Here is a 21,652-nt window from a genome sequence, read left to right on the forward strand (position 1 = left end):
TTCAACACAGGCAGATGGCAGACTGTCAACGGGCAAGCGTGGCTGTTGCAGCGATTCTGCTCCCACCCGTTGAACCGTTCTGCCAGGCGATAGTTATACTGCCTACGTAGCAGCTGCAGCCATTGCTCCATTAGAGCTATCTGGCTAGTGGTAGGACGCAAGCGGTACTGGTAAGCGGTTCTCATGATGAATGCATTGTACCTGTTGAACGCTCCCGCCTCTCATCCTGACTCTGGCCGGCCCGCCCCCCTATATCCCCCCGTATACGGGGGGACTGGGGGGCTGGGGGGCTGGGATATAGGGGGGTACAGAGCGGGGCTTCCAGGACTACGTCCCGCTAGCGCGAACGGCGGATTAGCTAAAACTCCCGCCCTCGCCCAAAGGCCAGAACTTCATCCACCCCCAAGCGAGGCTTGCGCGGCAAGTTGCCGGGCGCAGGGTAGCCCACCGCCAGCAGCATCACCGGCACGTAGCGATCGGCAATCCCAAACTCTCGCTTGACCCCTTCAGGGTCAAAGCCGATCATCGGCCCGCTCACCAAACCCTTCGCCTGCGCCGCGATCATCAGTGCCATGGCCGCCAGCGCCCCGGAGCGAATCGCCTCGTCCCGCGCCAAGGTGGGGTTGTTGGCGTAGGTGGCTTGGGCCATGCTTACCCAACTTTCCGCCCGCTCAGGAGGGAGGATCCCGGCGGCAACGGCCCTTTGGGCGATCTCAGGCAGCTTCTCATAGCCCTTCAGATCCCCCAAGATGATAAACACCACCGCCGCATCCGCCACCTTCTGCTGGTTGTAGGCCAGGGCCTTGAGGCGCTCTTTATCTGCAGGATCGGCGACGGCAACAAACCGCCAATGCTGGATGTTGAAGGAAGAGGGGGCTTCCGTAGCATAGGCAACCAGCTCTTGGATCTCCATCTCCGATAAAGAGCGGCTGGGATCGAACTTGTCGGCGGAGATGCGCGCTTTTAGGGCGGCTAGGGCGTCCATCGCAATCCTCGAAGCTCAAAGGTCGAAAGCAAGAAGGCTGCTGACCCCACGACTGGAGGCAGAGTTGGTGAGCAGCCGTACATTCTGGGTTCAAACGGTCTGCCCTCTCTAGGTTATCTCCTTTTTAGCCGGTCTGAAGCAACCGGTGAGCCGGGCCTTGGCAAGCAGCCCCCTCGGCCAAACGGGATCCCTGGCCCAAAGGCAGCTATGATAAGGGGATAATCAAGGCTCTAGCCCGCAGCATTGGATTTTGCGGGGTCACAGACCGGCGATGGCGAGCGGTGTGGTTGATGGGGAGAGGCAACCTGTGAATTTCGGTCGCGTGCTGACGGCAATGGTGACTCCCTTTACACCTGAGGGGGAGCTTAACTACGAAGAAGCCGCTCGTTTGGCCGATTACTTGGTAACCCATGGCAGCGATGGTCTCGTGGTCTGTGGCACCACCGGCGAGTCTCCCACCCTAACCTGGCAAGAGGAGTACGAACTGTTCCGCGTGGTGCGAGATGCGGTGGCCGGTCGGGCTAAAGTTATCGCCGGGACGGGATCCAACTCCACCCGCGAAGCCATTGAAGCCACCAAAAAAGCTGCCCAATTGGGCTTGGATGGCTCTTTACAGGTGGTGCCCTACTACAACAAACCCACCCAAGCTGGCCTCTATCAGCACTTTAAGGCGATCGCCCAAGCCAGCGACCTGCCCATCATGCTCTACAACATTCCTGGTCGGACGGGGGTGAGCCTGCAGCCGGAAACTGTGGCGAAATTGGCGGAGTTGGAAACGATTGTCGCCATCAAGGAAGCTAGTGGTATAATGGACGCAGTCTCGGAAATTCGGCGGCTCACTCCCTCACATTTCGGCATCTACTCAGGAGATGACTCTCTGACATTGCCGATCCTATCTTTGGGAGGCAGCGGTGTGGTCAGTGTAGCTAGCCACTTAGTTGGGCCGCAACTGCAGGAATTGATTCAAAGCTACAGCAGGGGACAACACGACCAAGCCTTGACTTATCATTTGCGTCTGTTTCCGCTGTTTAAGGCTTTGTTTATTGAGACCAACCCTGTTCCGATCAAAGCAGCGCTAGAGATGCAGGGTTGGCTAGTGGGGCAGGTGCGCCCTCCGCTGGTGCCTCTCCAGGGCGGTTCTTTACAGGTTTTACGGCAAGTGCTGCAAGAAATGGGCCTCCTGGCTGAAGCGCAGGGATCCGAACGAAGGACGGCGAAGGCTTCATGATTCGATTATTTTCTTAGGTTTTACCTTTACCATGACGAGAGTTTTTTAAGGGTTAGGGGGTCTTCTGTGGCGTTTGAGCTGTGATTAAGACAGTTTTCCTTCTAATTTTTGCTTTTTCCCAACTGGGAAAGAGGTAAATTGCAACAGCGGAATCCGCCTTTTACCTATGACCTTGCGGGTAAGTTTGCTGGGATTTGTCTATACCAGTTTTCGTCTGTTGTTTGACTGTCACTGTTGAGGATCTAAAGCTAGTATGCCAACACCACCTACTTCGATCGCTTCCCGTCCTGCGGCTTCGGCAGCTAAGCCCACTTCCTCTCTGCAGATGATCCCGCTAGGAGGCGAGCGGGAGATCGGCAAAAACACCTGGGCCTTCCGCTACGAGGATGACATCATCCTGCTGGATGCCGGTTTGGCTTTTCCCGATGAGAGCATGCACGGCATCAACATCGTGCTGCCGGACATGACCTACATCAAGCAAAACCGGGACAAGGTGCGGGGGATGGTAGTTACCCACGGCCACGAAGATCACATTGGCGGGATCCCGTATCACCTACGAGAATTCGACATTCCGGTTATCTATGGCCCGCGTTTGGCGCTGGCGCTGCTGGAGGACAAGCTGCGCGAGGTGGGGCTGTTGAACCGCACAGAATTGCGCCCGGTCGGGCCGCGAGATATCGTGCCCCTGAGCAAGAACTTTTTTGCCGAATTCATCCGCAATACCCACTCTTTTCCCGACAGCTTCACGGTGGCTCTGCACACGCCGGTGGGTGTTGTCATCCAGACGGGCGACTTCAAGATCGACCACACACCGGTGGATGGGGAGCGCTTCGACCTGCAGCGGCTGGCCGAGCACGGGGAAAAGGGGGTGCTGTGTCTGATTAGCGACTCCACCAACGCCGAGGTGCCCGGGTTTACTCCTTCCGAAGCCTCGGTAGTGCCAGGCCTTACCAAGGCGATTGCGGGAGCCAAGGGACGGGTGATCATCACTACCTTCGCTTCTTCGGTACATCGCCTCAACTTGGTGTTGCAGATTGCTGAGCAGCAGGGCCGGGTGGTGTCTTTGCTGGGGCGCTCGATGTTGAACGTGGTGGCTCACGCGCGGCGCCTGGGCTACATCCGCTGCAAGGACGAGACGCTGCAGCCGATGCATGTCATCAACAGCCTGCCGGACGACAAAGTGATCATCCTCACCACGGGATCCCAAGGCGAGCCGCTGGCTGCTCTGACCCGCATTGCCAACGGCGAGCATCCGCAGTTGCAGATCAAGCCAGGAGACACGGTGATTTGGTCGGCCAACCCCATTCCCGGCAACACGCTCGCAGTAACGCGGGTCATCGACAAGCTGATGGAGCTGGGAGCCGATGTCATCTACGGCAAGGACAAGGGGCTACACGTCTCCGGCCACGGCTGTCAGGAAGACCAAAAGCTGATGATCGCCCTCACGCGCCCCAAGTTCTTTGTTCCTACCCACGGGGAGTACCGCATGCTCGTCAAGCACGCCGAAACGGCGATGAGCATGGGGATCCCGCGGGAAAACATCGTGATCATCGGCAACGGCGATGTGGTGGAGGTGAACCAGGAGCGCATTGCCATTGTAGACAAAGTGCCTTCTGGCCTGCAGATGATCGCCGCTTCCCACGATGGGGTGGTGATGGACGAGATGCTGCAAGAGCGCCAGCAGATGGCCAAAGATGGCATGCTGACGGTGGTGATCAGCTTGGATGGCAGGGGCCAGTTGCTCTGCACGCCGCAGGTGCAAAGCTTGGGCCTAGCAGGCGAGGGCACCTCTCTCAAGGGATCCGACCTGAAACCCCTGCTGGAGGACACCCTCAAGCAAGCTTGGCCGCGCTTTGCCCGCTCGCTGGAGCGGGGCAGGCTGGATATTGACTGGGCCGGCCTCAAGGCAGAAGTGGAGCGGGTGGTGCGCCGCTTTGTGCGGGAACAGTTGCCCGGCAAGCCGACGGTGCTGGTTTTTGTGCAATCGCCTGAGGAGGAGTCTGTACCTGTAACTGCTCTGCCCACAGGGGAGACGAAGACAGAACAGGAACGGATAGCCCTGGGGCGGCGGCGGCGCTCCTCGGCGGCGGTGGCGGCTTCGTAAGACCGGGTGGCTGGCGCTCAGGTCTCCTCCTTCTTCCCTGGGCCGGGGGGGTTGAGCTCTGCTGCCGGAAAGCTGCTGGAAGAGAGCTCTGCCTTGCCAAGGGCGGCCAACGCTTCGGGAGAAAGGGATCCCACGTCGCTAAAGGGCGGGCAGCGGTTTTGGGGCGGAACGGGCTGCTGCAGGGCTCTCAGGAAGGCCTCGGCCAGGTCGGCGTAGCCCCGGTCGTTGGGGTGGAAGCCGTCGGCCAGCGGGCCGGGAAAGAAGGATTCGCGGCGGTAGGAGCGGGGATCGCAGAGCAAGTCCACCACCGGGATCCCTTGCTGGCTCAAGGGGTTGATGGCCCGTTGGCTGAGGCCGACGGAGACCAGAGCCAGCAGTCGGCGCAGGCTGCTGGGCTGCTGCTGGCCCAAGGGGATCAGGGCAAAGTTGGGCAGGTTGGCCACTGCCAGGCGGGCTTGGGGGGCGCGGGCGTGCACCGCCTGCAGCAGGGTTTGGTAGTCGGCGGCAAATTGTTGGATCTGGCGCTCGACAAAGGGCAAGGGATCCTCCCCCTGCAGGGCCCGTTGGGCGGCGGCAAAAACAATGGCGTTGGTGTCGTTGCCGCCCACCCAGATGGTGATTAGGTCAGCATTGGGAGGGATGCGCGGCACTTGATCCTGGAGCAGGTTGGCCGGGATCCCTTCCCGCAGGGCTTGCATGGCCGGGCTGAGCACCGCTCCCGAGCGGCCCAAGTTGATGAGCTCCACCGGGCCGGGCAGCAGGCGGGCCAGGCGAGGGACATACCCCGTTCCATTGGGGCAGTCCAGGGGTTCTGAGCGCTGCGGACGGGTGCCGGCCGCGTTGGCCGGGCCATCGCAGGAGATGGAGGCGTTGAAGCCGACGGCATCGCTGGCTCCCAGGGCAACGTAGCGGGTGAGGGCGGGTGGGCCGGGCACAGCAGGCAGAGGGGATTTCGAAGCGGCAGAACAGGCGGCTAGCCCTGATCCGAGCAGCAAAATTAGGATTGAGAGGAGGAGCAGCCCAGCCGTCTGAGGGTCTGGAGGTCGGTTTTTTCGGTATCTGGACGCTTGCATCTGTCGGCAAAGAAAGCAGGTGCAAGGGGGTAGCTTTGGAAAGACTGGGCAGAGGTCGGGCGGGGCGGGAAGCCCCCCAGACAGGCTAACCAAAGATCGGCCAATCGGCGAGTATGGTGGGAGTATGGCGCTGCGCTTTTGCAAGTCCCGCACCTACCACGATCCCCTGCACGGCGCCATCAGCCTGGATGGCGGGGATCCGGTTGAGGCGCTGCTGATTCGCCTCATCGACACACCGGCCTTCCAACGCCTGCGCCGCATCCGCCAGTTGGACACCGCTTTTTTGACCTTCCACGGGGCCGAGGGATCCCGCTTTACCCACTCGGTGGGGGTGCTGCAGGTTACGCGGCGGCTGCTCGACAAGTTGGCCCGCCGCTACCCGGAGCTGCGCCCCTACCGCGCCGTTACCCTGGTTGCCGCCCTGCTGCACGACATTGGGCACCCTCCTTTTAGCCATGCAGGGGAGGAGATTTTTGGCTGCCGCCATGAGGTCTGGACGGCCCGCATTGTACGCGAGGATCCCCAGGTGGCGACTCTTCTGGCGGAGTTCGACCCGCAACTGCCCGCTCAACTGGAGCAGGTGTGGCAGAAACGCTTCCCCCTGCCGCTGGTGGGGCAGCTCATTGCCAGCCAACTGGACTGCGACCGTTTTGATTACCTCATGCGCGACAGCCTGCTCACCGGCGCCCAATACGGCCACCTGGATCTGGATCGCATCCTCACGGTGTTGGACTACGACCCGGAGACGGGATCCCTCTCCATTCCCGCCCGCAAAGGCCTGGGAGCCATCGAACATTACCTGGTGGTGCGCTACTTCATGTACACCCAGGTCTACCAGCACCCCAAGAGCCTCTGCGCCCGCTTCATTTTGGATCGCCTCTTCAAGCGGGCCCAGATCCTTTTGCAAAAGGGGGAGATCGAGTTGGATCCCATCCTGAGCGCCTGGTGCTGGGCCGCGCTGGCGGCGCAAAAGGGGGATCCCTTCGAGCTGCCTTTGCCCCTCTACCTGGCCGCTGACGATGTGATGTTCAGCTACCCTTTCCGCTTTTGGGCTATGGTGGGGAAGGATCCCATCTTGGCGGATCTGGCGCGGCGCTACCTGGAGCGGGATCTGTTCAAAGCCCGCAACCTCACCCGCTTGCCAGCCGAGCGACGCCAAGAGCTGGTGGCAACTCTAAGCCAGAAGATGCAGCGAGATGGCTTGGATCCAGAAAGCTATCTGGGAATCCGCTCCGCCCACGTCCAGGGCTACAGCTTTTACGACCAAGGGATCCAGCTCAAAACCGAAGACGGCTACGCAGAAATTGCCCAGCTCTCGCCGCTGGTGCGGGCTTTGGTGGAAACGCAAAGCCAGGTTTGGCTGATCTTTCCCCGCCCCTACAGCGATATCGTAGAAGGGGCGCTGTCTGCTTAGAGGATTGGGAGATCCTAGGGCCAGGGCATGGGCAAAGCCGTTCGTATCTAAGCGAGGGAAGCAAGCGTGGGGATCCCGGAGATCCTGGCGGGGGTGTTGGCGCCGACGGCCCTGGCCATTGCGTTGGTGGCGCTGCGGCTGTGGCGGGCGCTGCGGGCCTCCCCCTGGCTGAGGGATCCCTCGCCGGAGCAAGCGGCAGCAGTGGCAGCGGCCATGGAGCGGCTGGCGGTGATCGTGCCCGCCTACAACGAAGCGGAGAACGTGGTGGGCTGCCTGAGCAGCATCCTGGACAGCACCGCCGCCCCCTTGCAAGTGTGGCTGGTGGACGACGACTCCACCGATGCCACCTGGGAGCTGGCCCAGGGACTGGCCGCCAAGCGACAGGATCCGCGGCTGCACCTGCTCAAAGGGGATCCCCGCCCCCAAGGCCAGACCTGGGTGGGCAAAAACTGGGCCTGTGCCCAAGCCGTTGCCGCCCTAGCCGCCCAGCCTGATCCCCCCGACTACCTGCTCTTTCTCGACTGCGACGTGCGGCTGGAAAGTGGAGCCATCGAAGCCGCCTTAGGACATTTGCTGGCAAGCGGCAGCGGCCTGGTAAGCGTGGGGCCGCAGTTGGTGTGCGGCTGCCTGGCCGAGTGGCTGGTGCAGCCCATCATGATGGTCATCTTGGCGGCAGGCTACGACTTTGCCGCCGTGAATGATCCCAAGCGTCCCAAGGCCTTTGCCTTCGGGCCGTTCATGCTGTTTCGCCGCTCCGCCTACGAGCAAGTGGGCGGACACGCCGGCGTGGCCGAGGTGGTCATCGAGGATGTGGCGCTGGGACAGCGCATCAAAGCGGCCGGCCTCGGCCTGCAGATCTGCCTGGGGGGGCCGCGGGTGCGCAGCCGCATGTACGCCAATGGGGCCGCCCTCTGGGAAGGGTGGACGAAAAACTGGTTCCTGGGCCTGGAGCGCAACTGGGCCTTGGCCGTGTTGGCAATGGTCACGGTCTTGGGCCTCTGCAGCTTGCCTTGGCTGGGGTTGATCTTGGCCTTGGCCACCGGATCCCTGCAGGTCTTGGCGGCCAGCCTGGCCGGGATCCTGGGCCAAGGGGTCATCCGCCTGCTTCTGTGGCGTTGGGCCCACCTGCCCCTGCGCTACTGGTGGCTGACGGCGGTGGGAGGCTGGGTGACGGCGGCTATCATCTTGGCTTCTGCCATCCGCACCACCAGCGGGCGCAACTGGACTTGGCGGGGCCGTCCCCTGAGGTCAAACTAGCCTGGATCCTCTGAAACCCCTTGGGAACATGGTCTAATGGGGAATGTTCGGGAAGGATCCCAAAATAACCAAGCGGCGTTTACAAGGCGTTTACAAAGTGAGATAGCACAATGCAGGCTTTGGTCATCGGCTCCGGGGGACGGGAACACGCTCTGGCCTGGAAGCTGCTGCAGTCTCCCCAGATTACTCGGGTCTACTGGGCACCTGGCAACGGCGGCGCCCAGCAGATGCCCCGCTGCCAATCGGTGGCTTTGGCGGCCACCGACATCGAGGGGCTGGTGCGATTTGCTACCGTGCAGGGGATCCGCCTGACGGTGGTGGGGCCGGAGCTGCCCCTGGTGGAGGGAATTGTGGACGCCTTTCAGGCAGCGGGGCTGCCCATTTTTGGCCCCAGTCGCGCCGCCGCCCAACTGGAGGGAAGCAAGCTCTGGGCCAAGCAATTGATGCAAGAGGCGGGGATCCCGACTGCTCGCGCTGCCGGCTTTGCTGAGCTATCTGCCGCTGTGGCCTATCTCGACTCCCAGAGTTTCCCAGTGGTCATCAAAAAAGACGGACTGGCTGCCGGCAAGGGGGTAACCGTTGCCCAAAACCGGGAAGAAGCCGTGCAAGCTCTAGAAGCTGCCCTGGCCAAGCCGGGCGATCAGGTGCTGATCGAGGAGTTTATCCCCGGCCAGGAGGTGTCGGTTTTGGCTCTAACCGATGGCCAGATCTGTGTGCCGCTGCCACCTGCCCAGGACTACAAGCGCCTTGGCGAGGGCGATACTGGCCCCAACACCGGCGGCATGGGAGCTCATGCCCCTGCGGATCACCTGGTCACTCCAGAAGGGTTGGCCCGCATCCAAACCCAGATCCTGGATCCCACCCTGGAGGCTTTGCAACGGCGGGGCATCCGCTACCAGGGGGTGATCTATGCCGGTTTGATGATCACGCCCAGTGGGGATCCCTACGTGTTGGAGTACAACTGCCGCTTTGGGGATCCCGAAGCTCAGGTCATCCTGCCCTTGCTGGAAAACCCTTTGGACGAGGTGCTGCTGGCCTGTATAGAAGGACGGCTGGCCCAAATCCAGCTCAAATGGAAACCCGGCTATGCCGCCTGCGTGGTGATGGCAGCCCCAGGCTATCCCGATGCCTACGAGCGAGGGATCCCCATCTCCGGCTTGGATGCAGCTGCCACCACGGGGGCGTTGGTGTTTCATGCGGGTACCCGCCAGGCAGGCAAGCAGCTCCTGAGCGATGGCGGGCGCGTTCTCTGTCTTACCGGCCAAGGGGCAACCCTATCCGAGGCCCTGCGCCAAGCCTACGCAGCTGTGGAGCAAGTGCAGTTTCCCAAGGCCTACTATCGTTCTGACATCGGCAGCCACGCCCTGGGGCCTGCCGTCCGCCGAGGAGTGATCCCTACCCCATAAAGCCATCCCTTGCCCTCTCAGCTGCAGCCGGATGGAAGAAGCCCCAGAGGGGTCGCTCCTCCAGGGCCCATAAAGCAGCTTTGAAAAAAGCTTTGATGCTTAGACGATAGCGCTTTCGGTAACAAGACGGCAACAGTGATATCAAAAGCTCAACTTTACTTTAGATTCCTTAACAATAGCCCTCTGCTTTGACTAGGCACGGATATTGCCAAGGCCGAGCCTCCCCTGTCGAGAGGGATCCCGCATCAGCTCACTTGAGCCGTTGCAGTCGCAGACCTGGATCCCTTGGGGCAGGGATTTCCTCGCTCTCCTCTCCCCTGGTGGAAAAGAGGTTGGGGGTGGTCGCCTGTGGCAGCGCATGGCAGAGGAGACTATCTCTCTCAAATAGATTCAGCTAGAAATCGCAGGAGCCCCGCACTGTACCCGTAGGGTCAGTGCCGGGAGGAATGCGCTTTGATGAAGTACAATGAACTTATGAGCCAAGTCCTGACCGTCTCCTGTAAGCTCAAGGCGTCCCAGTCGCAAGCCGCCAAATTGGACGCGACGATGGAGGCTTTTGGCCAAGCCTTGAACTGGGTCAACCAGAACACGCCGGAGAAGATCGTCAACGCGGTCAAACTGCAATCCCTTTGCTACTACGAGATTCGAGCCCGGTTCGGCTTGTCCAGTAATCTGGCCCAGCAGGTCTGCAGACGGGTGGCAGGCGCTCGCAAAGTGGCGAGACAGCGCAACCGTCCAGTTAAAGAGTTCAAGCGTAGGTTCGTTACCTACGATGCACGTATCTTCTCGTTTCGCGAGAAAGACTGGACAGTGTCGCTTGCCACGGTTGATGGAAGAGAACGCTTTGAGCTAGCCATTGGCAACTACCAGAGGGGAATGCTGGCTGGCTCTAACCCCAAATCGGCCACCCTATTCCAGCGGAAGGATGGCTCCTACGACATCCAGATTTGCGTAGAGAAAAAACCACCCAAGCAACAAGATACCGACAAGGTGATCGGGGTGGACTTGGGAAGGACAGATATTGCCCATACGTCAGAGGGGGACAACTGGAATGGACAGCAGTTGAACAGAGTCCGAGACCACTACTCCCGGTTGAGGGCGGTACTCCAACGCAAAGCCAGTAAGGGCACACGCAGTTCGCGGCGCAGATGCCGTCAACTGCTGCAACGGCTGTCTGGCAAGGAGAGACGCTTTCAAGTGTGGGTCAATCATCGCATCTCCAAAGCTATTGTCTCTAGGGCAAAAGCTACCAACAGCGCTATCGCCCTGGAGGACCTGACAGGGATCCGGGAAAGAGTCAATCAACAGCCACGCAGCAAAACCGAAAGGCGTAGGGCTAACAGTTGGGCGTTCTACCAACTACGTCAGTTTCTGGAGTACAAGGCGAGGGTTGCAGGGGTTCCCTTGATTCTTGTGCCGCCTGCCTACACGTCGCAGACCTGCCACCGGTGTTTGCACATCCATCCCGACCCTGCGCAATCCTATCGCAGTGGCAAGTCGTTCAAGTGTGGGCACTGTGGATGGGAAGGGGATGCGGATTTGAATGGTGCGAATGTGATTGCGCTCTTGGGGGCTGTCGTAAACCAGCCTAGAGGTTCGGGCTTGTTTTGTTCTCTGGTAGAGCAGAACAGGCTCAGGGCTACTGAAAGCCCGCTCCGTACCGCTTAGCGGTCGGAGCCGGGTAGTTTACAGTAACTGCAATCACCATCCCTCGCCATCTTCAGGCCAAACTCTCGCAGAGCGGGCAAGAAATTTTTATTTTCGTGATGGGATCGGCTCAACTTCAGCAAGGCAAATCTCTGGATATCGTGCAAGTTTCTCCAGAAATCGAGGGCAAGCCGGATCCCCAGGTCTTGAGCTTTTTGTTGGACAGCCATTGGGATCTGGTTGGGATTTTGCCATTCAGGCTGGGGATCAATGGGAATCTCTTGCGCCTCTTCGTGGCAGATGGAGCGAACCAAATGGCGCAGATGGTTGCGGAGTTCTTCTAGATCCTGTGGAGATTCAGAGGGCCAATCAACACACTTCCGCCGCTCTTCTAAGGAAAACTTGGCCCATTGATGGAGCTTGAGCTTGATCCCGCACAAATCCAGCTTTAGGCGCAAGGTCATGGGGATGCATCGCAGAGAGTCGGCAAAATCTTGCTCAAACTGAAACAGAGTCATGGGAACCTCGATTAGGAACCAAATCTAGAGTTGAGGGGATTGCTTGAGCGGTGGGTCGGCTTTCTCAAGAGCAACGGCACAGGCTTTTAATTCCGGCTGTCCGGAATCGGGACAACTGATGTCATGGGTAAGGGCATTACACTCGGCTTGTTCTGCCCAGAGGGATCCCCAGTGCATGGGTACAAATAGCGTACCGGGAGCAATGTTGGCAGTTATCTTGGCCGGGAAATAGGCCCGTCCGCGGGCAGAACGCACTTGAACCCAATCTCCATCTTGGATGCCCAGTTTTTCCGCATCGCGAGGATGGATTTCAATAAAGGGTTGGGGGTGCATGTGCTTGATTTTTTCAATCCTGCCGGTGCGGGTTTGGGTGTGCCAATGGCCGTAAAGCCTGCCCGTGGTTAATATGTAGGGAAACTGGGGATCCGGCGGCTCTGCTAGGCCACGGGAATGGTGGGGGATAAAGCGGGCGCGGCCATTGGGGGTCGGGAAACGCCAATCTGTGTAGAGGCGAGTGGACTTAGGGGCCGAGGTTCTTTCTTTGGGATAAGGCCATTGCTGAGGGCCTTGTTCTGCCAAAAGGGCATGGCTGAGGCCGGAGTGATCGCAGAGGCGATTTGCGGTAAGGGCGGCAAATTCTGCATAAACCTCTGCCGCGGTTTGGAAGGAAAATTGCGCTTCAAAGCCCAACCTGCGCCCCACTTCAGCAAAGATCTCCCAATCGGGTCGGGCTTCGCCAGGGGGGTCTCGAAAGGCTTGACAAAGGGTAACCCTGCGCTCGGAGTTGGTCATCACCCCGGTTTTCTCGCTCCACTGACAGGCAGGCAAAAGCAAATGGGCATATTCTGCCGTTTCCGTAGGGTAATAAGCCTCTTGATAAACAGTAAAGGGAGACTTTTTCAGGGCTTTTTTGACCCGTTCCAGATCCGGAAAGCTCACCAAAGGATTAGTGGCCACAATCCAAAAGAACTGCAGGGATCCCGTCTCCAGAGCGGCAATCATCTCGGTGGCCGTCAGCCCTGGGCAGGGAGAGAGGGAACCGCTGGGCAAACCCCAAGCCTGCTCCACCTCTGCCCGATGCTGGGGATGGCTCACCAGCCGATATCCCGGCAGCAGATGAGATAACCCCCCTGCCTCTCGACCGCCCATGGCATTGGGCTGGCCGGTCAAGGAAAAGGGGCCCGTCCCCGGTCGGCCAATTTGCCCAGTTAGAAGATGGAGATTGATTAGGCTGGTGATCTTGGCGGTGCCCTCGCTGGACTGGTTTAGGCCCATCGACCAAAGGGATAGAACTCTCTGGGATCCCTGCCAAAGCTTGGCTGCTTCGATCAAATCCTCGGTGGCAATTCCGCAGCGCTGGGCTACAATCTGCGGTTCATAATCGGCCAGCAAAGCTGCATATTCAGCAAAACCTTGGGTGAAGCCCTCGATAAAATCAGCAGCAATGGATCCCCACTTTAACAACAAATGGGCAATCCCATTGAAAAGATCGATATCCGTACCGGGGCGAATTTTTAAGTGGAGATCGGCAGCTTCTGCTGTCTGAGTGCGCCGGGGATCCACGACCACCATTTTGAGGGGGGATCCGGGCTTGTGCCGCTTCTTCAGGCGATTAAAAAGAATGGGATGGCACTCGGCGGTGTTGGTGCCCACCAGAAAAGCCAGATTGCAGAGATCGAGATCCTCGTAGCAGCAGGGGGGGCCATCGGATCCCAGGGATTGGGTGTAGGCCGAGACGGCTGAGGACATGCACAGGCGCGAGTTGGTGTCAAAATTATTGGTGCCCAGGCAGCCCTTAATGAGCTTTTGAGCAACGTAATAGTCTTCAGTGAGCAACTGCCCCGATCCATACATGGCTATGGAGTGGGGGTTGTCTTTGAGGCGGCGCAGCCGAGAAACCATCTCCTCAAAAGCCTGATCCCAAGAAATGCGACGAAAGGGCTGGCCCAAGCTCTCCCGAAACAGGGGATAGAGCAGCCGATCCCGACCAACTGCCTCCAGAACCGTAGCCCCCTTTACACAGACCATCCCCAAGCTGGAAGGATGCTCCCGGTCGCCTCTCATTTTCCAGTCACCTGAGGCTGTCGAAACCGCCTCCAATCCACATCCCACACCGCAATAGGGACATAGGGTTTTGATGACAGCTTTTTCCGACTCCATCGCGGTCACCATGAGTTGGGATCCCTGTCAGGATGGATAAGTGTCTTGCATTTTGGATCCCGATAGGCCATCAGGTTAAGGATCTCTTAGCCGAGGAGATCGGCCACTTGGATCTCAAATCCGGGCAATACAACCTGGCTTTTGGCAGTCTCTTGTTCGGTTAGCCAAAGGTGGCGATCCTGAGTCTGGATAAAAATAAATTTGCTTTTGGGAAAAATCAGCCAGACTTCCAGTACATCGGAGCTGAGATACTCTTGGGCTTTTAGGAAAATATCTTCTCCACAGTCGGTTGGAGAGAAGATCTCCTCAACCAGAGGATAGCTCTGCAGTAGCGTGGCAATATCCTCTCCAAATTGCTGGATTAAATCTGGAGATGAGTAGGCAGCATCAGGTCTTCTGACTTTGCCTTTGGTTTGGCCGGGAGCCTTCACCAAAACCATACCCCCCAATGGCTGACATTCAACATAACCGAGCCAACGGAAGAGAAGTCGGGTTTGGAGCTTTGCATCCCCTAAAGTTTGCCCCACTTTCTCCACAATGTAGCCATCTACCCATTTGGTTTGGGCAACTGGATTGGCCAGATAGTCGGCAAGGGTTTTGGGCAGGGCAAGACCCGCTCCTCCATTGGGAGATCGGTTGGAACTACCTGAACCGGAGCAGCGGCCATCAACTTCCCTCTCCAAGTATTTTGAACCCTAGCTCAATCCCCTCCATGGGCAAAGCGGCGATAGAGGAAGTCAAGGGCGCGGTTACGCAATTCGTAGAACTCAGGCATTTCCATAATGCGGGAGCGGATGCGCGGTCGCTCAAAGGGAATGGTCAAGATCTCACCAATATGGGCAGCGGGGCCGTTGGTCATCATCACCACACGGTCTGACAAGTAGAGAGCCTCGTCGATGTCGTGGGTAATCATCAAAACTGTGCAGCGGTGATCCCGCCAAATGGCCAGCAGCTCATCTTGTAGATCTTCCTTGGTAATGGCATCCAAGGCCCCAAAAGGCTCATCCAAGAGCAAAACTTGCGGACGAACGGCAAGAGCACGGGCAATGGCTACCCTTTGCTTCATGCCTCCAGAAAGCTGCTTGGGCCGCTTGTGGGCTGCCTCTGCTAAACCTACCAATTCTAGGTGTTCTTCAACGATTTCCCTTTTCTCCCGCCGGGATTTGTTTGGGTAAACCTGATCCACCACCAGATAAATATTTTCAAAGGCAGTCAGCCAGGGCAAAAGGGAATAATGTTGAAACACCATCATCCGATCTGGCCCTGGGGAGGTGATGGGCTGGCCCTTGAGGGTAATGGATCCCGAAGTGGGAGTCGAAAAACCCGCCACCATGTTGATCAAGGTGGATTTGCCACAACCCGAGTGGCCAATAATGCAAACAAACTCACCGGCAGCCACTTCCAGATTGATATTTTCCAGCGCAACGAAGGGCCCTGCTGAGGTGAAGTAGGTCTTGCCCACATTCTGAAGACAAAGAAGGGGCAGTCCTGCAACCGGAGAAGCAGAAGATAGCGGTGAGGAGAACGTGCGGGAGCTGGTCATCATGGTGTTTTCCAATCGAGAGTTTAAGGTAACAAAAGCTAAACTTCGCTGAGCCGGTACTCCTGCAGCTTCAGATCCTGCCGGATGGCCACAGACTCCAGGTAAGCAACGGGATCCTCTCCGTCAAAGCGGGATCCATCGGCAAAGAGCAAAGCTCCGCGGTCATGGGCCCGATCCGGCAGGCCCAGTTCTCTAGCGGCTAGGGCGTAGGTTTCGCTGTCCAGAACTTGGTCGAGAACCGAAACCCAATTGCGGGGAAAAGGGCAGAGGCCCCAGCGAGCCATCTGCGTCAGGATCCAGAGGTGTTCCAACCTTTCGGGACAGGTGTTGCGCCCGTTGGCAAACTGGTGAAAACCGGTGAGGGCTTGGGATTCATCGGCAATTCCCCGCTGCAGAATACCCGTCCACCCCGGCTGCAGATCCTCCAGGGCCACGCCCACATACTGGGGCTGAGCCAGCCACTCCAAGATCTCAGAACGGTGCTGCGGCTGATCGCAGTAGTGACAAGCCTCCAGTAGTGCCTTGACCAGAGCTACATGGGTACGGGGGTAGTTTTGCGCCCAATCCTGGCGCACCGTCAGCACCTTTTCGATGTGGCTGGGTAAGATTTCAGGGGTGGTGGCGACGATAACCCCCACCTGTTCCCGCACGGCGCGGGAGTTCCAGGGCTCGCCCACGCAGTAGCCGTCGATGTTGTCGGCCTTGAGATGGGCCACCATCTGCGGCGGCGGGATCACCGTCAACGTAACGTCCCGATCCGGATCCACCCCCCCACCGGCCAGCCAGTGCCGCAACAGGAAGTTTTGCATGGAAGCCGGATGAACCACTCCCAGGGTGTGGACTGTGTCGGGGGTGTGGTTGAGGTATTGGCGAAAATCCGCCAGGCTTTGAACGCCTCGCTCCAAAAGTCTGCGCCCAAAGGTAATGGCGTTGCCGCCGCGGGAGAGGGTTAGCGCGGTAATCAAAGGCACCGGAACTCCCCCCACCCCCAACGTGGAGGCCAACGGGATCCCGGCCACCACCATGGCCGCATCCAGCCGACCGGAGCGGATCCCTTCCCAGATGGTCTTCCAGCCTGGCTCCCGCACCAGGGTGACCTGCTCCAGGCCATGCTTTTGAAACAGGCCTTTTTCCTGCGCCACCACCAGAGGCGCGCAGTCGTTGAGAGGCACAAAGCCAATCTCCAAATTGACCTTCTCCAGGCCGTGTTTGGCAATGGCCACGCGAACAGGCGTTTTTTGGCGAGCCCGCTTTTGCTGGTCGAGAAAGTAGATCATCTCTCCCCGCAGGCTGTAGTAGTCGGGGTGACGCACCACTTCCAAACGATGGCGGGGCCGAGGAAAAGGGATCCGCAAAATCTGGCCAATGCGGGCCTCCGGGCCATTGGTCATCATTACCACCCGATCCGAAAGCAGCAGCGCCTCATCCACATCGTGGGTAACCATGACACAGGTGAGCTGCTCCGCCTGGGCAATCTCCATCAGTTGCTCCTGCAGGTTGCCGCGCGTCAAGGCATCCAGAGCGCCAAAGGGCTCATCCAACAGCAGCACCCGCGGACGAATGGCCAAGGCTCGGGCAATGGCCACCCGCTGTTTCATCCCTCCTGACAGATGGGCCGGTCGCTTGTCGGCTGCCCCCTGCAACCCCACCTGGCGGATGTGCTCTTCCACAATCCGGCTTCGCTCTGCTTTGGGAAGGGATCCCAGCACCTCGTCCACGGCCAGGGCAACGTTCTCCCGCACCGTCAGCCAGGGCAGCAGGGAATAGTTCTGAAACACCACCATGCGATCTGGGCCGGGATCTGTAACTTGTCGGCCCTCCAGGAGAATGCCTCCGCGGGAAGGCTTTTCCAGGCCGGCGATGATGTTGAGTAGGGTCGATTTGCCACAGCCAGAGTGGCCGATCAATGAGACAAATTCCCCTTTTTGGATCTCCAGGTGGATGTCTTTCAGGACAGGGTAGATCTCTCCGTTGTCGAGGAGAAATTCCTTGTCGACATGATCCACTTCAATGTAAGGCTGGGTCTTCATGATTCCCCTGAGATGATTTCTGAGAGCATGGAGAAATTGTCAGCAACCAATCTAAAACTCGGCCAAGCTCATTTAGCGATCCTCAGCCACCACCAGCGAGCCAATCCAAGCCGTGATGCGATCCAGCAGAAGACCCACCATCCCGACATAGATCAAAGCCAGAATAATTTCGCTGATGCGGGAGCTATTCCAGGCATCCCAGATGAAGAACCCGATGCCCACACCGCCAATCAACATTTCCGCTGCCACAATGGCCAGCCAAGACAAGCCCACCCCAATGCGCAAGCCGGTAAAAATATAGGGCACAGTTGCCGGGAAAACGATTTTGAAAAAGTACTTCCAGCCGGACATGCGCACAATTCTGGCCACGTTGCGGTAGTCCTGAGGGATCTGCTGTACGCCGACAACAGTGTTGATCAAAATGGGCCAGAGGGCCGTAATGAAGATTACAAAAATGGCGGAAGGGTTGGCATCTCGAAAGGCAGCCAAAGAAATCGGCAGCCAGGCCAAAGGCGGCACCGTGCGCAGCACCTGAAAAATGGGATCCAAAGCCTCGTACAGCCAGCGATTGACCCCGATGATCATGCCGCCCACAACCCCCACCAAGCCGGCCAGGGCAAACCCAATGAACACCCGCCGCAAGCTGGCCCAAATTTGCCAGAACAGCCCTTTGGCATTGCCGCCATAGTCAAAAAAGGGATCTTTAATGAGGGGATCCCAGGTGTCCTGCCAAACTTGGAGAGGCGTGGGCAAATTGGCTCCGGGACGGCTGTAAATGATTTGCCAGAGAATCAGGACGAGCAAAATGGCCGTAGCGGGCAACAGAATGCGACGCAGCGCTTTGTGGATTTGGACTCTTTGCCGCCAAGCAGAAGAAGGTGCAGAACTGGCGGGAGAACCGATTCCGGTACTGGACTGAAGAATAGAACCTTGGCCGGTTTTCAGCAGCCAGTGGCCTAGGCCAACCAGTAGGGGAAGCAGGATCCGAAAGAGGTGGTAGCCCAACTGTAGGGCAGAGTGGAAAATCCTCATGGCTTGCTGGGAGTAAGGTTGAAGTCAACTTAAGAGGATCCCAAGAGAGAAGGGGTTTCAGTTGAACACTCTTTGTGGGGATTCGGGGATCCCTTCTCTCCTGGACAGAGGGTTTGCAGCTAACTTGCTGGGGAAAGTTGGGAAATTAGGCCAGCTTCTTAATCGCCAATTTCTCCAGGTAGGCGGCAGGATTTTCGGGATCGAACTGCACCCCGTCGAAGAAGGTTTCCACTCCTCGAGAGGTGCTGGGGGGAATGGCTGCCCCCTGACCAATGGCTTTGGCAGCTTCTCGCCAGAGTTCTTCCCGATTCACCCGCTCCACCAAGGCTTTGGTATCGGTGTCGGCAGGCAGATAGCCCCAGCGAATGTTTTCGGTCAAAAACCAGAGATCGTGGCTCTTGAAGGGGTAGGAAGCGTAGTTCTGCCAGAACTTCATCAGGTGGGGGCTGTTTTCAACGACCTTGCCGGTGCCGTAGTCAAAAGTGCCCCGAGAACGGCCCAAGATATCGGGCACAGGCACCCCCAGCCAGCGGCGGTCGCCGATGATGCGACACATCTCCTCTTTGTTTTCCATCTGGTCGCACCAGATCTGGGCTTCTAGCACCGCTTTCAACAGGGCAAGGGTGGCTTTCGGGTGCGCATCCACCCAGTCGGCCCGCAGGGCAAAGGCCTTTTCCGGGTGGCCGTTCCACAGCTCGCCGGTGGTGAGGGCAGTATACCCCTCTTTTTGGTTCACCAGCTGGGCATTCCAAGGCTCGCCCACACAGAAGGCTTCCATGGTTCTGGATTTCATATTGGCCACCATCTGCGGCGGCGGCACCACAATGACGGAGACGTCGCTAGTGGGATCGATCCCGCCTGCGGCCAGCCAGTAGCGCATCCACATGTCGTGGGTGCCACCGGGGAAGGTCATCGCACATTTGGGCTCTTTGCCGGCTGCTCGCAACTCGGCAAACTTAGCTTTGAGGGGGGAACTATCCAAGCCAATTTTCAGATCCCGATATTGGTTGGAAATGCTGATGCCCTGACCGTCCAGATTGAGACGGGCCAAAATGTACATAGGCACCGGCTTGCCATCGGTAACTTTGCCGGTGGTGATGAGGTAGGGCATGGGGGTGAGGATGTGTGCCCCATCGATGCCGCCGGCGGCGGATCCCAGCACCAAGTTGTCGCGGGTGGTGCCCCAAGAGGCCTGCTTGACCACCTCCACGTCTTTCATGCCGTACTTGTCAAAGAACCCCTTTTCTTTGGCGATGATCAGGGGGGCCGCGTCGGTTAGAGCGATGAACCCCAGCTTGGCGCTGGTGGTTTCGGGAGTATCGGCCTGCGCCACCCAGTAGCCTTTGCCCAAGGATTGCGATTGGGCGCGCGGGATCCCAGCCGTGGCCGCCCCAGCCGTGAGAGCAGCCACCCCGGCCAAAAATTGCCGACGGGAGACGGGAGAGGAAGTGCTGAACAGCTTAGACATCGAAACCTCCAAGATTTACAACGACGAAGAAAGAAAAACTTTCAGGACGGCAACAGAACCGCTAGCGGGTTACCAAAACAGAAGCCTGGGCAGCGGACGGATGCTGACGCGGCCTGGCCCCAAAGTGTTCAATGAGCAGCTCCACCAAGACCGGCTTGAGGTCTTCGCAAGGGATCCCTTTGCGCACGCATTCGCCCAGCTTGGCGTCTTTGCCCACCTCTCCCCCCATGTAGATGTCCACCGCCTCCACCGGCTTGCCGTCCTTGCGAACGGTGGTGCCCATGAGGCCAATATCGGCCACCTGGGGCTGGCCGCAGGAGTTGGGACAGCCTGTCCAGTGGATGCGCACCGTTTGGGGGATCTCCAGCTCCGCCTCCAGCTCCTCCATCAAGGCCACAGCCCGGTTTTTGGTCTCGATGAGGGCAAAGTTGCAGAACTGGTTGCCCGTACAGGACACCAACCCCCGCTGCAAGGGCCCTGGGTTGGGGGAGAACTTCTTCAAGAGCGGCTCTTTGAGGAGCGGGGCCACTCGGGAGTCGGGCACATTGGGGATGAGCACGTTCTGCTCCACCGTCAGCCGCAGCTCCCCGGAGCCGTACACCTCCGCCAAGCGGGCCAGCTCCATCATCTCCAGGGCGTTGAGCCGCCCCACCGGCACATGCAGGCCGACAAAGTTGAGGCCCGGCTGCTTCTGGGCATGCACCCCCAGCAGATCCCGCTTGTGCCAGACCACCTCATCTTTTTCCGCTGCCCTGAGCAGAGGGTGGCCTATCTGGCGCTCCACAGCCGCCCGGAACTTCTCTAGGCCCCACTCGTCAATGAGCCACATCAACCGCGCCTTTTGCCGGTTGGCCCGCAGGCCGTGATCCCGGTAGACCAGCAGCACCGCCTCGCACAGGGGAACTACATCGCGGGGATCCACCCAGACATCTAGGCCAATTGCCTCGGCGCAGCGGCGAGCAGAGAAAAAGCCGCCCACCAGGACGTTGAAGCCCAGGCGGCCATTTTTGAAGGCGGGCACAAAGGCCAGGTCGTTGATCTCGGCATGCACCGAGTTGTCGCGACAACCGCAGATGGCGATGTTGAACTTGCGCGGCAGGTTGCTGAAGGAAGGGTTGCCCTCGCCGTTGTTGGTTACCATGTCCTGCACTTTGCGGGTGAGGCCACGCACGTCGATCAGCTCATCCGGGTCGATACCGGCCAGAGGGGATCCCGTGATGTTGCGCACGTTGTCCATGCCTGACTGGATGCTGGTCAGGCCCACCTCCTTGAGTTGCCGCAGAACCTGAGGCATGTCCTCAATGGGAATGCCCCGCAGTTGCAGGTTTTGCCGAGTGGTGATGTCGGCTACGCCATCTTGGCCGTAGGGGCAGAGGATCTCGGCCAACTTGCGCATTTGGCCGCTGGTCAGGATCCCATTGGGCAGGCGCAGCCGCAGCATGAACTGACCCGGTGTGCGCTTGCGAAAGAAGATCCCCAGCCACTTGAGGCGGTGATCCCGGTCGTCTTCAGGAATGTTCTCCCAACCCATCCGGGCAAACGCCTCCAGCTCGGCCTTGACCGCCAGCCCATCCTTTTCGCTTTTGAGGCGTTCAAATTGGTTCGCCATGATCGCTGCCGTGGGGTGAACATTGGCTACCCTAGCGATGACGAACCGTTAACTTTGGTATTGGCAGTTACACTTTGTAACAGGTTATGCAGTTTTGTCATTCTCGAATTGCGCTTTATGCATAAAGTCAGGCTTCCAGGAGCAGCAGACCCCTCTTTCCCCTTTGGGAAAGGGGCTG

Annotated in this window: 17 protein-coding genes; 6 read left to right on the forward strand and 11 right to left on the reverse strand. The window is 58.8% G+C overall.

Annotated features, from left to right (window positions below):
- Together ACVWXC_RS06300 and ACVWXC_RS06305 are read right to left on the reverse strand one after the other, a co-directional pair.
- A partial coding sequence (locus ACVWXC_RS06300) for a helix-turn-helix domain-containing protein (RefSeq protein WP_457391703.1) occupies positions 1-185 on the reverse strand: 185 nt, incomplete at its 3' end.
- A gap of 173 nt (positions 186-358) precedes the next feature.
- A complete protein-coding gene (locus ACVWXC_RS06305) occupies positions 359-985 on the reverse strand; it encodes a nitroreductase family protein (RefSeq protein WP_099812400.1) in 627 nt (208 codons plus the stop codon).
- A gap of 307 nt (positions 986-1,292) precedes the next feature.
- Here ACVWXC_RS06305 and dapA point away from each other — a divergent pair, with 307 nt between their 5' ends.
- Both dapA and ACVWXC_RS06315 read left to right on the forward strand, forming a co-directional pair.
- The gene (gene dapA / locus ACVWXC_RS06310; protein WP_011429525.1) at positions 1,293-2,213 is read left to right on the forward strand and encodes a 4-hydroxy-tetrahydrodipicolinate synthase; all 921 of its coding nucleotides are present in this window, start codon (positions 1,293-1,295) and stop codon (positions 2,211-2,213) included.
- 253 nt (positions 2,214-2,466) lie between these two features.
- On the forward strand, positions 2,467-4,317 hold the full coding sequence (locus ACVWXC_RS06315; protein ID WP_011429524.1) for a ribonuclease J: 1,851 nt from the start codon (positions 2,467-2,469) through the stop codon (positions 4,315-4,317).
- Positions 4,318-4,334: 17 nt separating this feature from the next.
- Here the strand turns inward: ACVWXC_RS06315 and ACVWXC_RS06320 are convergent, their stop codons facing one another.
- Complete coding sequence (locus ACVWXC_RS06320; protein WP_240527273.1) at positions 4,335-5,252, reverse strand: SGNH/GDSL hydrolase family protein; 918 nt, start codon at positions 5,250-5,252, stop codon at positions 4,335-4,337.
- A 262-nt stretch (positions 5,253-5,514) separates the two neighbouring features.
- On the opposite strand from ACVWXC_RS06320, the gene ACVWXC_RS06325 reads away from it, so the two are divergent.
- The 4 genes from ACVWXC_RS06325 to ACVWXC_RS06340 all read left to right on the forward strand — a co-directional run bounded on the left by ACVWXC_RS06325 (position 5,515) and on the right by ACVWXC_RS06340 (position 11,135).
- Positions 5,515-6,804, forward strand: a complete 1,290-nt coding sequence (locus ACVWXC_RS06325; protein WP_011429522.1) for an HD domain-containing protein — start codon at positions 5,515-5,517, stop codon at positions 6,802-6,804.
- A 66-nt stretch (positions 6,805-6,870) separates the two neighbouring features.
- Positions 6,871-8,061, forward strand: coding sequence for a glycosyltransferase (locus ACVWXC_RS06330; protein WP_414401712.1), 1,191 nt, complete (start codon positions 6,871-6,873; stop codon positions 8,059-8,061).
- A 110-nt stretch (positions 8,062-8,171) separates the two neighbouring features.
- Entirely contained in the window at positions 8,172-9,467 is a 1,296-nt protein-coding gene (purD, locus tag ACVWXC_RS06335) for a phosphoribosylamine--glycine ligase (RefSeq protein WP_457391707.1), read from the forward strand.
- Between the two features lie 474 nt (positions 9,468-9,941).
- Positions 9,942-11,135, forward strand: coding sequence for an RNA-guided endonuclease InsQ/TnpB family protein (locus ACVWXC_RS06340; RefSeq protein ID WP_457391709.1), 1,194 nt, complete (start codon positions 9,942-9,944; stop codon positions 11,133-11,135).
- Here the strand turns inward: ACVWXC_RS06340 and ACVWXC_RS06345 are convergent.
- The 8 genes from ACVWXC_RS06345 to ACVWXC_RS06380 form a co-directional block, all read right to left on the reverse strand.
- Positions 11,132-11,632, reverse strand: coding sequence for a nitrate reductase associated protein (locus ACVWXC_RS06345; RefSeq protein ID WP_011431713.1), 501 nt, complete (start codon positions 11,630-11,632; stop codon positions 11,132-11,134). The two genes, ACVWXC_RS06340 and ACVWXC_RS06345, sit on opposite strands and share 4 nt — an antisense overlap.
- A gap of 24 nt (positions 11,633-11,656) precedes the next feature.
- The gene (locus ACVWXC_RS06350; protein WP_457391749.1) at positions 11,657-13,792 is read right to left on the reverse strand and encodes a molybdopterin oxidoreductase family protein; all 2,136 of its coding nucleotides are present in this window, start codon (positions 13,790-13,792) and stop codon (positions 11,657-11,659) included.
- Between the two features lie 86 nt (positions 13,793-13,878).
- Positions 13,879-14,475, reverse strand: coding sequence for a Uma2 family endonuclease (locus ACVWXC_RS06355; protein WP_099812404.1), 597 nt, complete (start codon positions 14,473-14,475; stop codon positions 13,879-13,881).
- Between the two features lie 17 nt (positions 14,476-14,492).
- On the reverse strand, positions 14,493-15,335 hold the full coding sequence (locus ACVWXC_RS06360) for an ABC transporter ATP-binding protein (RefSeq protein ID WP_099812405.1): 843 nt from the start codon (positions 15,333-15,335) through the stop codon (positions 14,493-14,495).
- Positions 15,336-15,373: 38 nt separating this feature from the next.
- On the reverse strand, positions 15,374-17,365 hold the full coding sequence (locus ACVWXC_RS06365) for an ABC transporter ATP-binding/substrate-binding protein (protein ID WP_099812406.1): 1,992 nt from the start codon (positions 17,363-17,365) through the stop codon (positions 15,374-15,376).
- A gap of 72 nt (positions 17,366-17,437) precedes the next feature.
- Complete coding sequence (gene ntrB, locus ACVWXC_RS06370) at positions 17,438-18,397, reverse strand: nitrate ABC transporter permease (protein WP_099812407.1); 960 nt, start codon at positions 18,395-18,397, stop codon at positions 17,438-17,440.
- A 145-nt stretch (positions 18,398-18,542) separates the two neighbouring features.
- Positions 18,543-19,865 (reverse strand): CmpA/NrtA family ABC transporter substrate-binding protein, encoded by a 1,323-nt coding sequence (locus ACVWXC_RS06375; protein ID WP_457391713.1) that lies wholly within the window; start codon positions 19,863-19,865, stop codon positions 18,543-18,545.
- A 61-nt stretch (positions 19,866-19,926) separates the two neighbouring features.
- Positions 19,927-21,474, reverse strand: coding sequence for a ferredoxin--nitrite reductase (locus ACVWXC_RS06380; RefSeq protein ID WP_457391715.1), 1,548 nt, complete (start codon positions 21,472-21,474; stop codon positions 19,927-19,929).
- Positions 21,475-21,652: the final 178 nt, after the last annotated feature.

Source organism: Thermostichus sp. OS-CIW-20 (assembly GCF_054061455.1).

What these genes read in the sequence shown, in the direction of transcription:
- ACVWXC_RS06305 (WP_099812400.1), bottom strand. Translation starts at nt 985, where the DNA reads ATGGACGCCCTAGCCGCCCTAAAAGCGCGCATCTCCGCCGACAAGTTC.
- ACVWXC_RS06315 (WP_011429524.1), top strand. Translation starts at nt 2,467, where the DNA reads ATGCCAACACCACCTACTTCGATCGCTTCCCGTCCTGCGGCTTCGGCA.
- ACVWXC_RS06325 (WP_011429522.1), top strand. Translation starts at nt 5,515, where the DNA reads ATGGCGCTGCGCTTTTGCAAGTCCCGCACCTACCACGATCCCCTGCAC.
- purD (WP_457391707.1), top strand. Translation starts at nt 8,172, where the DNA reads ATGCAGGCTTTGGTCATCGGCTCCGGGGGACGGGAACACGCTCTGGCC.
- ACVWXC_RS06340 (WP_457391709.1), top strand. Translation starts at nt 9,942, where the DNA reads ATGAGCCAAGTCCTGACCGTCTCCTGTAAGCTCAAGGCGTCCCAGTCG.
- ACVWXC_RS06345 (WP_011431713.1), bottom strand. Translation starts at nt 11,632, where the DNA reads ATGACTCTGTTTCAGTTTGAGCAAGATTTTGCCGACTCTCTGCGATGC.
- ACVWXC_RS06350 (WP_457391749.1), bottom strand. Translation starts at nt 13,792, where the DNA reads ATGGAGTCGGAAAAAGCTGTCATCAAAACCCTATGTCCCTATTGCGGT.
- ACVWXC_RS06360 (WP_099812405.1), bottom strand. Translation starts at nt 15,335, where the DNA reads ATGACCAGCTCCCGCACGTTCTCCTCACCGCTATCTTCTGCTTCTCCG.
- ACVWXC_RS06365 (WP_099812406.1), bottom strand. Translation starts at nt 17,365, where the DNA reads ATGAAGACCCAGCCTTACATTGAAGTGGATCATGTCGACAAGGAATTT.
- ntrB (WP_099812407.1), bottom strand. Translation starts at nt 18,397, where the DNA reads ATGAGGATTTTCCACTCTGCCCTACAGTTGGGCTACCACCTCTTTCGG.
- ACVWXC_RS06375 (WP_457391713.1), bottom strand. Translation starts at nt 19,865, where the DNA reads ATGTCTAAGCTGTTCAGCACTTCCTCTCCCGTCTCCCGTCGGCAATTT.
- ACVWXC_RS06380 (WP_457391715.1), bottom strand. Translation starts at nt 21,474, where the DNA reads ATGGCGAACCAATTTGAACGCCTCAAAAGCGAAAAGGATGGGCTGGCG.